Origin of the sequence: Polymorphospora rubra (assembly GCF_018324255.1) — a bacterium.
Classification (GTDB): domain Bacteria; phylum Actinomycetota; class Actinomycetes; order Mycobacteriales; family Micromonosporaceae; genus Polymorphospora; species Polymorphospora rubra.
Window position 1 is genome coordinate 7660840 of the sequence record NZ_AP023359.1, and the last position, 12653, is coordinate 7673492.

At 75.2% G+C, this 12653-nt stretch carries 9 protein-coding genes; 6 read left to right on the forward strand and 3 right to left on the reverse strand.

Annotated features, from left to right (window positions below):
• Window positions 1–8: 8 nt before the first annotated feature.
• Entirely contained in the window at window positions 9–2558 is a 2550-nt protein-coding gene (locus Prubr_RS33620; RefSeq protein WP_212819388.1) for an ATP-dependent Clp protease ATP-binding subunit, read from the reverse strand.
• Between the two features lie 277 nt (window positions 2559–2835).
• On the opposite strand from Prubr_RS33620, the gene Prubr_RS33625 reads away from it, so the two are divergent.
• From Prubr_RS33625 to Prubr_RS33645, 4 genes are all read left to right on the forward strand, one after another.
• A complete protein-coding gene (locus Prubr_RS33625; RefSeq protein ID WP_212819390.1) occupies window positions 2836–3204 on the forward strand; it encodes a PIN domain-containing protein in 369 nt (122 codons plus the stop codon).
• Window positions 3205–3484: 280 nt separating this feature from the next.
• Window positions 3485–3745 carry a hypothetical protein gene (locus tag Prubr_RS33630; RefSeq protein WP_212819392.1) on the forward strand — a complete coding sequence of 87 codons (261 nt, stop codon included), beginning with the start codon at window positions 3485–3487 and terminating at the stop codon, window positions 3743–3745.
• Window positions 3746–4774: 1029 nt separating this feature from the next.
• Window positions 4775–7477, forward strand: a complete 2703-nt coding sequence (locus Prubr_RS33640) for an FtsK/SpoIIIE domain-containing protein (protein ID WP_212828843.1) — start codon at window positions 4775–4777, stop codon at window positions 7475–7477.
• 171 nt (window positions 7478–7648) lie between these two features.
• Complete coding sequence (locus tag Prubr_RS33645) at window positions 7649–8302, forward strand: hypothetical protein (RefSeq protein ID WP_212828847.1); 654 nt, start codon at window positions 7649–7651, stop codon at window positions 8300–8302.
• On the opposite strand, the gene Prubr_RS33650 is transcribed toward Prubr_RS33645, so the two are convergent.
• Together Prubr_RS33650 and Prubr_RS33655 are read right to left on the reverse strand one after the other, a co-directional pair.
• A complete protein-coding gene (locus tag Prubr_RS33650) occupies window positions 8268–9593 on the reverse strand; it encodes a cupin domain-containing protein (RefSeq protein ID WP_212828845.1) in 1326 nt (441 codons plus the stop codon). The two genes, Prubr_RS33645 and Prubr_RS33650, sit on opposite strands and share 35 nt — an antisense overlap.
• A complete protein-coding gene (locus Prubr_RS33655; RefSeq protein WP_212819394.1) occupies window positions 9590–9835 on the reverse strand; it encodes a hypothetical protein in 246 nt (81 codons plus the stop codon). The genes Prubr_RS33650 and Prubr_RS33655 overlap by 4 nt, the downstream gene beginning before the upstream one ends.
• A gap of 216 nt (window positions 9836–10051) precedes the next feature.
• On the opposite strand from Prubr_RS33655, the gene nhaA reads away from it, so the two are divergent.
• Together nhaA and Prubr_RS33665 are read left to right on the forward strand one after the other, a co-directional pair.
• Complete coding sequence (gene nhaA / locus Prubr_RS33660) at window positions 10052–11344, forward strand: Na+/H+ antiporter NhaA (RefSeq protein ID WP_212819396.1); 1293 nt, start codon at window positions 10052–10054, stop codon at window positions 11342–11344.
• Window positions 11345–11486: 142 nt separating this feature from the next.
• Complete coding sequence (locus Prubr_RS33665) at window positions 11487–12437, forward strand: spherulation-specific family 4 protein (RefSeq protein WP_212819398.1); 951 nt, start codon at window positions 11487–11489, stop codon at window positions 12435–12437.
• Window positions 12438–12653: the final 216 nt, after the last annotated feature.

A 12653-nucleotide genomic window follows, 5' to 3' on the forward strand; every position in this document is an offset into this window, starting at 1 on the left:
GTACGGGGTCAGCGGCCGGAGATGGAGGCGGGTTCGGGATGTCGGCCGGCCGCCTCGGTGCCCGAGACGTCGAAGACCAGGTCGCCGTCGCGGGCGTCGACGCGTACCCGCTGACCGGCCGACAGGGTCCCGTCGAGCAGCATCCGGGACAGCCGGTTGTCGACCTCGCGCTGGATCGTACGGCGCATCGGCCGGGCGCCGAAGCGCGGTTCGTGGCCGTGCTCGGCGATCCAGTCGACGGCGGCGGTGGTGAGGTCGACGGTGATGTTCTGGGCGTGCAGCCGCCGCCGGGTCTCCTCGAGCATCAGTTCGGTGATCTGACGCAGCTGCTGCTCCTCCAGCCGACGGAAGATGATCACCTCGTCGATCCGGTTGAGGAACTCCGGCCGGAACGACTCCTGGAGCAGGCGCATCAGCCGCTCCCGCAGGTCGCGGTCCTCTCCCCCGCCCTCGCCCTCGGTGCCGAAGCCGACGCTGCGCCGGCTGCCGGTGATCAGGTCGGAACCGAGGTTGCTGGTCATGATCATGACGGTGTTGCGGAAGTTGACCGTCCGCCCCTGACTGTCGGTCAGTCGTCCCTCGTCGAGCACCTGGAGCAGGATGTTGAAGATGTCCGGATGCGCCTTCTCGATCTCGTCGAAGAGCACGACGGCGTACGGGCGGCGGCGCACCGCCTCGGTGAGCTGCCCGGCCTCCTCGTACCCGACGTAGCCCGGCGGCGCGCCGACCAGCCGGCTGACGGTGTGTTTCTCCTGGAACTCGCTCATGTCGAAGCGCACCATCCGCTCCGACTCGCCGAACAGCGCCTCGGCCAGCGCCCGCGCCAACTCGGTCTTGCCGACGCCGGTCGGGCCGAGGAACAGGAAGCTGCCCATCGGCCGGTCCGGGTCGGCCAGGCCGGTACGCGAGCGGCGGACCGCCTCGGCGACCGCGCTGACCGCGTCGTCCTGCCCGACGACCCGCTCGTGCAGGTGGGTCTCCAGCCGCAGCAGCCGGTCGCGTTCCTCCTCGGTGAGCTGGTTGACCGGGATGCCGGTGGCCCGTGACACCACCTCGGCGATCTCCTGGGTGCGTACCTGCGGCACCCGGCCGTCGCCGCCGCCACGGGCGGTCTCGAACCGGTCCCGGGCCTCGCGCAGCCGGTCCCGCAGCGACGACGCCCGCTCGTACTGCTCGTCGGCGACCGCCTGGTCCTTGTCCCGTTTGAGCTGCTCCACCTGCCGTTCGAGGTCGCGTACGTCGGCGGCCGGGGTACGGGTCTGCAGCCGTACCCGGGCACCGGCCTGGTCGATGAGGTCGATGGCCTTGTCGGGCAGGAAGCGGTCGGTGACGTAGCGGTCGGACAGTTCGGCGGCGGCGACCAGCGCCTCGTCGGTGAACCGCACCTGGTGGTGGGCCTCGTACCGGTCGCGCAGCCCGCGCAGGATGGCGACGGTGTCCTCGACGCTCGGCTCCGGGATCAGGACCGCCTGGAAGCGGCGGGCCAGCGCCGCGTCCTTCTCGATGTGCCGGCGGTACTCGTCGAGCGTGGTCGCCCCGACCACCCGCAGCTGGCCACGGGCGAGCGCCGGCTTGAGCATGTTGCTGGCGTCCATCCCGCCCTCGGCCCCGCTGCCGCCGGCACCGACCAGGGTGTGCAACTCGTCGAGGAAGACGATCAGTTCCTCGCCGTGCTCGCGGATCTCGTCGATGACCTTCTTGAGCCGCTCCTCGAAGTCGCCGCGGTAGCGGGTGCCGGCGACCAGCCCGGCCAGGTCGAGCTGGACGACCCGCATGCCGACAAGGGTCTGCGGGACCTCCCCGTCGACGATCCGCTGGGCGAGCCCCTCGACGATCGCGGTCTTGCCGACCCCGGCCTCGCCGATGAGCACCGGGTTGTTCTTCGTACGCCGGGACAGGATCTCCACGGCCTGTTCGATCTCGTCGGCACGGCCGATGACCGGGTCGATCTGCCCTTCGCGGGCCAGTTCGGTGAGGTCCTGGGCGTACTGGTCGAGGGTGGGGGTGCCGTGCCCGTTGCGGGCGCCGGCGCGTTCGGCGCTGGCGGCCTGCAACGACTCGGGCTGCACCCGGCCGGCGGCGAGCATCCGGCCGGCCGGCGACTCCGGGTTGAGCGGCAGGGCCATCAGGATGTGCTCGGGTCCGATGTAGGTGACGCCGATCGCCCGGGAAAGCTGGTGGGCGTCGAGCAGGGCCCGCTTGGCGGCCGGGGTGAGCGACATGTTCGACGGGATGTCGCCGCGGGGCGCCTCGCCGGGACCGTCGAGCGAGGCGAGCAGGGGGTCGGGGTCGGCGCCGGCGCGCCGGACCAGGTCACGCAGCGGCTGCCGTTGCAGGGCCGCCCACAGCAGATGGTCGGTGTCGAGGTCGGCGCTGCCGGACTGGGCGGCCCGGCGGGCGGCGTCGGTCAGCAGCTCCCGGGCGTCCGCGCTCATCAACCGGGTGATGTCGACGCGGTTGCTCGGGCGACGGGGTTCACCGCGGCCGAAGTACCGGGACAGGAACTCGTCCCACGGGTCGCTGCCGGGCTCGCCGGGTCCCAACGGTCCACTGCTCATTCGCCCGTCCCTCGTCACGGGCGCGGCCCCGCCGTGACCGCGCCGCCGGTGTTGCGCCGGGCTACCCGGCTTCGCCGACCGCAAACGTCCCGTCCCGGCGTGCCGCCCCGGCACGCCGGACTGCACGGGCGGCGGGACGGCACGGGGGCGGGACGGCGCGGGCGGGGCGGGCGGCGGCGGGGGCGACCGAGCGACGGGGCGGCACGGGCAGTCGGGCGGCGGGGGCGGGCGGCGGGGCGCGGTGCGGGCCGTGCCGGGGTGCGGGAGGCTGGTCGGCATGGAGACGCGGGTGCTGCTGGTCGTGGACGCCGCCAACGTGGTCGGGTCCCGGCCGGACGGCTGGTGGCGGGACCGGCCGGGTGCGACGGCACGGCTGCGCGACCGGCTGGTCGGGGTCGGCGCGCGGGGTCTGGCGGACCTGCCGCCGCCGGTCGACGTCGTGCTGGTGGTGGAGGGCGCGGCGCGCGGCGTACCGGCGGTCGACGGGGTCGCCGTGGTGTCCGCGCCGGGCTCGGGCGACGACTCGATCGTCGAGCTGGTGCGTACCGCGGGCCGACCCTGCGTGGTGGTGACCGCCGACCGGGGCCTGCGGGAGCGGGTGACCGCGCTGGGCGCGGCGGTACGCGGCCCGCGCGCCCTCGACTGACCGGCGCCCGGGCCCGAGCGTCGGGGCACCTGTGATCATCAGTTGCCCAGCAGCCCGACACGCCGTACCGATAACGGCGGAACAGCTGACGATCAGCACGCACCGCCATGTCACGAAGGGCGCGGGCGCGGCGGCCGTCCGAATGCGACGGACGGTCGCGCCGGCGCGCGCCGCGCCGGCCGGACCTGCCGGTACGCGACCCGCGGCCGGTTGAACCGGACGCCCTGGCAGGAAACGGATAGGGTTGTGGGGACAGTCCTCCCCGCCCCCAGGAGGTTTCGTGGCGAGCGTTGCTGAGCTGAAATCCGCGATCGAGGCGGCCCTCCAGCAGATCAGTGACGCCCAGGCGGCGGTGCAGGGCGCCAGCGAGCGGCTCAACGAGGCGCAGCTGACGCTGGCCGGGGCGCTGGAGGGCAGCGGCCACGAGACGGTCACCGCCGCACAGGCGTCGCTGTCGCAGGCGAACCAGGAGCTGGAGGACTGCCTGTCGGCGACCCTGGCCGCGGTCGAGCAGGCACAACTCTACGTCGCGACGCTGTGACCCACCATGTCGATCATCGAGGACATCGGCGCGCTGGTCCGCGCCGCGGCTGACGACCTGCCCGCCGACCAGGTCGCCCGGGCCCTGGACCACCTGCAGAAGGCCGGCGACCGGCTGCGCTGGGTACGGCAGGAGTCGGCGAACCCGATGGGGGTGCCGGAGCTGTCGGCGGCCACCGAACACGCCGAGAGCGCCGGCTACGCGCTGCGGCTGGCCCAGGAGCAGCTGGCCGAATACCTGGCCGCGATCGGTCTGGGCCAGGACGGCGGCCGCCCGCCGGCGCCGGTCCCGTCCGGCGAGCGGCGACGCCCCGAGGCCGGGCCGGAACAACGCGGGCCGCAGAAGAGCGCGCCGGCCGGGCCGGCGGCGGTGCACCGGTGGTGGTCCGAACGCGTCGGTGAGCTGACCGACCGCGCCGACGAGTCCGATCCCGGCACCGACAAGGGCGCCACCGACGCCGGCGACCTGCTGCGCCGGGTGGCGGCCGGGGTACGGTCCGGTGACAAGGAGCGGCTGCACCGCGAGTTGCGCGGCGTGGACGCCTCGGTGGGGCTGGGGCTGGCGGCGTCCGCACCCCCGGTGCTGCGTGACCTGGCCACCGACCTGCTCGGGCATCCGCCCCGGGCGCAGGACCTGGACCGGCTACGGAACGCGTTCGACGGCCCGCTGCGGGCCCTGCTGCCGAACCTGCCCAAGCCGGTCCTGGAGACGGTGCTGACCCGGGTGTGCCGGATGCCGCCGCCGCGCACCGACAAGGACGCGCCGCCGACGAACCCGGCCGACCCTGCGGTGGCGGCCGGCGTACTGACCGGGCTGCTGCTGCAGCGCCTCGGCCGCGACCCCGAGTCGGTGCTGCCGAAGGACGCCCCGCCACCGGGGCAGGCCACCCCGACGAAACCCGCCCCGCCACCGCCGAAACCCACCGCGACGAAGCCCGCCCCGAAGAAGCCCGGCCCGCCCCGCCGGCGAAGGAGGGTCCGCGGGCATGGTCGGCCGGCGGTGCCGGCGACGGCCCGGACGGGGGCTCGGGTGGCTGACGTACGGACCCAGCTCGCCACCCGGGTGCGTGAGCTGCTCGCCGACGCGCTCGGGTCGGCCCGGGAGCGGGTCGAGGACGCCATGGCCGGGCTCGAGGAGGCCGAGGACCGGCTGGCGCGTACCCGGGCGGCGGCGGCCCGGGTCCGACCCCGGGTCGGCGCCGAACGCGACGAGCGGCTGGCGGATATCGACGACCGGCACGGCGAGCGGATCGGCGTACTGGCCGCCCGGGCCGCCGACGCCGCGGCCCGCGAGGCGCCCGGGGCGGCCGGCGCGCCGTGGGAGGCGTGGCAGGCCACCCCCGCGCCGTACGACGAGCCGCCGGGCGCGGTACGCGTCGGCGCGGTACGGCTGCCGGGCGTCGACCCCGTCCCGGCGCTGGTGCCGCTGCTCGACCGCGGACACGTGCACCTGACCGGGGCGGACCGGGGCGGGGCCGACGCCGTCGTCGCCGCGCTGCTGTTGCGGGCGCTCGGCGGCGCCGTACCCGGGTCGGTGCGGCTGGCCGGCTACGACCCGGAGCATCTCGGCGGTGGGCTGGCCGGCTTCGCCCCGCTGGCACCGGCCGGGCTGCTGACGTTCGTCGGGCCGGGCGGGCTGACCGGGCTGCTCGACGACCTCGTCGACCAGATCCGGCGGATCAACGAGAAGGTGCTGGCCGGCGAGCACGCCTCGCTGCGCCGGCTGGCCCTGGCGACCGGGCGGCGGCCCGAGCCGTGGCGGGTCGCGGTGCTGCTCGGCGGCGACGAGCTGTCCCGGCACGAGCGCGCCCAACTGGAGCGGGTGGTCCGCACCGGTCCCGCCTGCGGCGTGCACCTGGTCGTACGCGGCATCGCGCTGCCCGACGACCCGTCGGTCATGCGGGTCGCCGTCGACGCGGACGGCGCCCGGCTCGGCACCGCCCGGGACGGGTCCGGCGGCCTGCCGGTACGTCTCGACCCCGCGCCGCCGCAGGTCCTCGTCACCGAGACCTGCCGGCAGGTGGCCGCGCACGTGGCGGCCGGCCCGCCGCCGGCGCCGTTCACCGCCCTGCTGCCCCCCGACGACGAGATGTGGCGGGAGGAGTCGGCGGCGGGCCTGACCGCCCCGATCGGCGACGGCCCGCTCGGCCGGCCGGTGCTGCTGACGCTGGGCGACTACCCGCCGCACGCGCTGATCGGCGGGCCGTCCGGCACCGGCAAGACCAACCTGATCTACGCCTGGATCGGGTCGCTGGCCGCCCGCTACTCCCCCGACGAGCTGGAGTTCTATCTGCTCGACTTCAAGGAGGGGGTGTCGTTCGCCCGGTTCGCGCAGGGCAAGCGCGACCCGAGCTGGCTGCCGCACATGCGGCTGGTCGGCATCAACGTCAACACCGACCGGGAGTTCGGGCTGGCGTTGCTGCGGTTCCTCGCCGAGGAGCTGCGCCGGCGCGCCGACGCGGCCAAGAAACACGAGGTGACCAAGCTCGGCGAACTGCGCGCGGTCGACCCGGACGGCCGCTGGCCGCGGATCGTCGCGGTGGTCGACGAGTTCCAGATGCTGCTCGCCGGCCGGGACGCGGTCGCCCGCGAGGCCGCCGACCTGCTGGAGGACCTGGCCCGGCGGGGCCGCTCGCAGGGCATCCACCTGGTGCTGGCCTCGCAGGACGTGCGCGGCATCGAGGCGCTCTGGGGCCGGCCGGCGCTGGTCGCGCAGTTCACGTTGCGGATCGCGCTGCCGAAGGCGCTGCGGATCCTCGCCGAACGCAACGACGCGGCCCAGTCGCTGCCCCGCCACCACGCGGTGATCAACGCCGAGTCGGGGCTGGTCGAGGGCAACGAGGTGGCCAGGATCCCCGGTGCCAGCGACTGGGGTACGTGGAGCGAGTTGCAGAACAAGCTGTGGAAGATGCGTCCGCCGCACGCCGCGCCGGCCCGCCTCTTCGACGGCGACGCGGTGCCGCGGCTCGCCGACGCGCCGGACTTCGCCGCCCTCGCCCCGCCGGCCGACGGCGGTACGCCGGCCCCGGGACGGGGGCCGGTCGCGCTGCTGGGCGAGATCATCGACGTACAGGCGCGGTCGGCCGGGCTGCGGCTGCCCCGCGCGCCGGGCCGCAACCTGGCCGTCCTCGGGACCCGGGTCGACGAGGCGTGCGCGGTGCTCGACGCCGCCGGCCGGTCGCTGGCCCGCCAGCACCGCCCCGGTACGGCCCGGTTCTCGATCGCCTGCCTCGACCCGGAGGCCGACCTGGCGGCCCGGGGCCTGTTCGAGGCGTTGTCCCCGGACGCCAACTGGTACGACGAGGACAGCGTGGCCGAACTGATGGCCGAGACGGCGGCCGGGCTGCGGACCGGGGGCGCCGCCGAGCCGCACTACCTGCTGCTGTACGCCGTCGACGCCGCCACCGGCCAGTTGTCGGCGCAGGTGGACGGTGCGACCGGGCTGGCCCATCTGCGGCACGTCCTGCATCACGGGCCGGAGCGGCGTACCCATGTGCTGGCCTGGTGGCGCGGGGTGGCACGGATGCGCGACGACCTGGGCGGGCCGGCGTCGCGTACCGACCAGATCGGGGCGTGGGTGGCGCTCGACGTGCAGGGTGCCGAGCTGACCTCGGCCCTCTACCCGGCCGGTTCCGGTGGTCCGGACTGGTATCCCCGGCCGTGGCGGGGGCTGTTCTTCGACCGGGCGGTGCACCGCACCGCCCAGGTCCTGATCCCCTACGGGCTCTCGTGACCGGGCGCAGCGGAGGGATGCCGTGACCGAGCGCAGCGAGGGAACCATCCGGCTCAGGTGCAGGCACGGCGTCCCGGAGCGCAGCGGAGGGATGCCGTGACCGAGCGGGGCGAGGGAAGCGGGCAGCTCTGGTTGAAGCGCGGGACTCCGGAGCGCGGTGGAGGGGGCGCCGTGCCGGACTCGTATCCGCAGTTGCTGCGGCGGCTGGCCGAGGTGACCGCGCGGGTCGACGGGCAGCGGGCCGAGGCGCAGCAGTGGTACGAGCGGCAGTGCGCGGCCGCCGACCGGGCGGTGCGGGCCGCGCAGGACGAGGTGGAGCAGGCCCGGGCCGAGGTCGAGCGGGCGCGGCAGGAGGCCCAGGAGACCGAGTCCCGGGCGATGGTGCTGTGGCAGGAGCTGCGGGAGCGGCTCGGCCCGGCGGCGGCCCGGCTGGCCGCGGGGGCACCGGCACCGGCGCGTTCCGGCGGCGGTGATCCGCAGACGCAGTTGCGGCGGGTCCGCGACCTGCTCGAGGTGGCCCGGCAGCACCGGGAGTTGCCGCGGTCGACGTACCCGCTGCTGGCGATCCTGGGGGTGTTCGGGGCGGCGGCGGCGTACGCGCTCGGCCTGGCGGCGCGGGCGGCCGGCGCCGGTTACGGCGGTGACGTGGCGGTCGGGATGCCGTTCCTGGCGTTGGTGCTGACGCTGCTCGGGCCGCTGGTCGGGCTGGCGCCGGCGCGGGTGGTCGCCGACCGGCGGCACGCCTCGCTGGATGTGCGGGCGGGGCTGGTCGTGGTGGTCGCCGGGGCGGTCACCACGCTGATGCTGCTGGTGGCGTTGCGCTGAGTTCCGGTTCGCGGTCGGCGGTCCCGGCGGGCCGGGCCGCGGGTGCCGGGGCGGGTACGGCGACCGCTTCGCGCAGCAGCCGGCGGGCCAGGACGAGCCGGTCGGCGTCGTCGTCGAGGCCGGGCAGGTCGCCGACCCGGCATCCGCCGGCGGCCAGCGCGGCCCGCAGGGCCGGCACGCACCACCGGGGCAGGCTGATCGTCCGGTCGGGCAGGCGCAGTGCGACGCGGTCGGTGCCGTCGTCCTCGAGCCGCCAGCGCAGCCCGGGGCGGGCCGCGATCCGGCTGTCGGGGCGCAGGTCGTCGATCGCGGCGGCCTGGGCGAGGGGCCGGATCGGTGCGGGGCGGCTGGCCGGCCAGGCCCGGTCCCGCAGCCGGGCGGCGACCCGGGCCGGGTCGGCGGTGCGCAGCCAGTCGCGGAGCGCGTCGACGGTTTCGTTGAGCACGGGGCCGAGTTGCCCGGGGTCGGCGACGTCGAGGCCGAACGGCAGGGTGGCGCGCAGCCGCCGGTCGGTGGCGGCGAGGCCGAGCAGTTCCTCGACGAGGGCGTAGCGGGTCAGGGCGCGGACCCCGACGGTGAGGTGCAGCGAACTGTCCGCCTGGGCGCGGGCGCTGTGCAGGTAGCCGCGGGGCAGGTAGAGGGCGTCGCCGGGTTCGAGTACGACGTCGAGTACCGGTGGGCCCTGCGCGACGGCGGAGACCTCGTCGGCGTGGCCGCCCCACGGTTGGCGGTCCAGCGGCTCGGGCAGCACCGGCTCGTGGACGCGCCAGTGTTTACGTCCGTCGACCTGGAGGACGAACACGTCGTGGGTGTCGTAGTGGGTGGCGAAGCCCTGGCTGCCGGGCGGGGTGAGGTAGGCGTTGACCTGGAGCGGCTGCCCGAGGTCGAGGCCGAGTTCGCGGGTGAAGTCGATCAGGGGTGGCCAGTTGCGGTGCAGGCCCTGGAGGACGAGGGTGGCGCCGCCGGCGTACAGGTCGAGGACCCGTTCGTCGAGGACCTGGTCGGTGATCTCGGCCCCGGCCCCGCCGCCGCCGGTGTAGCGGGCGGCCGGCAGCACCCGGCCGTCGCCGGCCACCCGCAGGAAGGGCGTACGCAGCCCGCGCCGGCTGAGCAGTTCGTCGGCGTCAGTGGGGGTGAGCAGGTCGGTGAACCCGTCCGGGCCGGCGAGGTCGGCGGCCCGGGACAGCAGCGGCGATCGTCCCCAGTGGATGGTCGCGAACCGGTCGGGCGGTACGGCGGCACACCTGGCGAGGGCCGGCCGGCGTCGACCGGCCGGCCCCGCGCCGGTCAGCGTCGGGCTCCGCCGTCGGCGCCGCCGTCCTGCTGGCCCGGGGTGGCACCGCCGTCGGCCGGCCCCTCCGCGCTGCCGTCGGCGCCGCCGTCGTGCTGACCGACGGTCGCTCCGCCGTCGGCGGGGCCCTCGGCGGCACCGTCGGCGCCGCCGTCCTGTCGGCCGGGTGTGGCACCGCCGTCGGCCGGTCCCTCCGGGGCGCCGGAACCGCTGGTACGGATGTCGTCGTCGTCGAGTCTCATCGGTTGGCCCTCTCGGGTCGTCGTACGCCCCCGCGGCGCGACGGCTCGGAGCCGCCTACCCCCGATCAAGCCCACCAAACCGGGCATATCATCCAGACTGCTCCGCGGTGGCCACGTCACGTCAGCGGTTACCATTACCCGCGGTGTGCCGGGAAGTCTGGTCGGCAAGGCCCGAGTGCCCTCATGCCCCGCCCCCGCCACCAGGAGCCCCGCCGGATGACCAGCACACCGCCCCCCGCCCGTAACCGCCTCTTCAGCCGGCCGACCTGGCCCCGGGCGCAGGCCGTGGGCCAGGCGCTGCGCAGCGAGACGATCGGCGGCCTGCTGCTGATCGTCGGCGCCGCCGTCGCGATGCTCTGGGCGAACTCGCCGTGGCGTGCCGGCTACGACCGACTGACGGATTTCGAGTTCGGCCCGGCGGCCCTGCACCTGCACCTGTCGGTCGCCGACTGGGCGGCCGACGGCCTGCTCGCGATCTTCTTCTTCGTGGTCGGCCTGGAACTGAAACGCGAGTTCGTCGAGGGCGAGCTGCGCTCGCCGCGCCGGGCGGCGCTGCCGATCGTCGCGGCGGTCGGCGGCATGGTCGCCCCGGCCCTGATCTACACCGTGGTCAACCTGAGCCGGGCCGGTGGCTCGCCGCAGGGCTGGGCGGTGCCGACCGCGACCGACATCGCGTTCGCGGTGGCCGTACTGGCGATCATCAGCACCCACCTGCCGGCGGCGCTGCGGTCGTTCCTGCTCACCCTCGCCGTCGTCGACGACCTGCTGGCGGTCACCGTCATCGCGGTCTTCTTCACCTCCGAACTCCACCCGCTGCCGCTGCTCGGCGCGCTCGCGGTCGTCGCCGTCTTCGCGCTGCTGACCAGGCGCGGCGTCACCCGCTGGTGGCTGCTGATCCCGTTGGGGGTCACCGCCTGGGCGCTGATGCACGCCTCCGGCGTACACGCCACGATCGCCGGGGTGCTGCTCGGCTTCGCCGTGCCGGCGGTCGCGCGGGCCGGGCAGCGGCAGAGCCTGTCCGCCCGCTTCGAGCACCGGTGGCGACCACTGTCGGCGGGGGTGGCCGTGCCCCTGTTCGCGCTGACCGCCGCCGGCGTCACCCTGGGTGGCGGTGGGCTGACGGCCGCGCTGTCCGATCCGGCCGGCCTGGGCATCGCGCTCGGGCTCGTGGTCGGCAAGGTCGTCGGCATCCTGGGCGCGACCTTCCTGCTCGCCCGCTTCACCCGGGCGGTGCTGGACGAGAGTCTGTCCTGGTGGGACGTGTTCGGCCTGTCGCTGCTCGCCGGCATCGGTTTCACCGTCTCGCTGCTGATCGCCGACCTGGCGTTCGCGCCGGGCAGCGCGACCGCCGACCACGCCAAGACCGCGGTCCTGACCGGTTCGGTGTGCGCCGCCCTGCTCGCGACCGGGGTGCTGCGCTGGCGCAACCGGGTCTACCGCCGACTGCACGAGCAGGAGACCGTCGACGCCGACCACGACGGCATACCCGACATCTACCAGCGCCCCTGACCGGTCCGCCGTCCGGACGGTAGGTACAACCGGCATTTGCCGTATGTCGGTGCGGTGGGAAAGTGCCAATCGTGGATTCGACGGCCCCGGTACGCGCGTTCGGGCCACGCGCGGGCGGCGGGCCGGGAACACTGATGCAACCATGAGGAGCGTACTGGCGGTCACCGTCGCCGGCGTCACCGCGATCGGACTCGCGTCAGCGGTCGTCGCACGCCTGTACCGCACCGAACCGACCACCCGCGCGCAGCAACGGATCGCCGTGCCGGCGTACTGGACCCCGGCGGTCCCTGCCGGCCGGGCGATGTTCGACGGGCTCGCCGCCACCGCCCCGGCCACCGGGATCGTGGTGGTCAACGGCTCGCGCAGCGCGCCCGAGGTGCCGCGGCACCCGGCCTGGTCGCAGACCGTGCGCACCCTGCGCGACGGCGGCACGCTGCCCCTGGGCTACGTCGACACCGGCTACTTCGGAATCGACTTCGGACCCGGGGCACACACCACCCGCCCGGACGGTGCGGGCGGCGGCGGATCGCACCTCGCCGCGTGGCGGGCCCAGATCGACCGGGACGTCGACGACTGGTACGCACTGTACGGGTCGGACGGGCTCGGCGGGATCTTCTTCGACCAGACCGCCGCCCTGTGCGGGCCGGACGGCGCGTACGTCGAACTGCACCGGGCGATCGTCGAGCGGGTCCGGACCCGCTACCCGGGGGCGTACGTGGTGATGAACCCGGGGCGGTCGACGGAGCGCTGCTACGCGGGGATCGCCGACACGCTGGTCACCTTCGAGGGGTCCTATCTGGAGTACCTGGCGCACCGGCCGGCGCCGTGGGAACACCGGGTGCCCGCCGCCCGGCTCTGGCACCTGGTCTACGACGCGCCGGACCCGGCGAGCATGCACCGCGCGGTCACCCTCAGCAAGCGGCGCAACGCCGGCTTCGTGTACGTCACCAGCGAGGTCCTGACCCCGGACGGTCGGCGGCACCCGTGGGACCGGCTACCCGACGACGGGTACTGGCGGGCCGAGCTGACGGCGGCGTACGGCCGTCCGGTGGTGCCGCCGGCCGTTCCCGTCACCGCGGCCGGGCCGCGCTGACGCACCTCCGGCGCGCCAACCGGCCCGCGTTTCCGGCGAACCGGTCATCGATGATCAGGCGAGCCGCCCTCACCGGTTCGGCGGAGGCGGGTCCGCTGACCGGACTGCTTAACACTTTCTTTGGATTACTTTAAGTGATCATGCTGGGACCGTTGGTAGCTTCCCCTCGTTCGGTGCCGGTGCACACGACCGGCCGGCCCGGATCGCCGTCCCCTC

Excerpts from the sequence above, each read along its gene's own strand:
- Prubr_RS33620 (WP_212819388.1), bottom strand. The coding sequence starts at position 2,558 with ATGAGCAGTGGACCGTTGGGACCCGGCGAGCCCGGCAGCGACCCGTGG.
- Prubr_RS33625 (WP_212819390.1), top strand. The coding sequence starts at position 2,836 with ATGGAGACGCGGGTGCTGCTGGTCGTGGACGCCGCCAACGTGGTCGGG.
- Prubr_RS33655 (WP_212819394.1), bottom strand. The coding sequence starts at position 9,835 with ATGAGACTCGACGACGACGACATCCGTACCAGCGGTTCCGGCGCCCCG.
- nhaA (WP_212819396.1), top strand. The coding sequence starts at position 10,052 with ATGACCAGCACACCGCCCCCCGCCCGTAACCGCCTCTTCAGCCGGCCG.
- Prubr_RS33665 (WP_212819398.1), top strand. The coding sequence starts at position 11,487 with ATGAGGAGCGTACTGGCGGTCACCGTCGCCGGCGTCACCGCGATCGGA.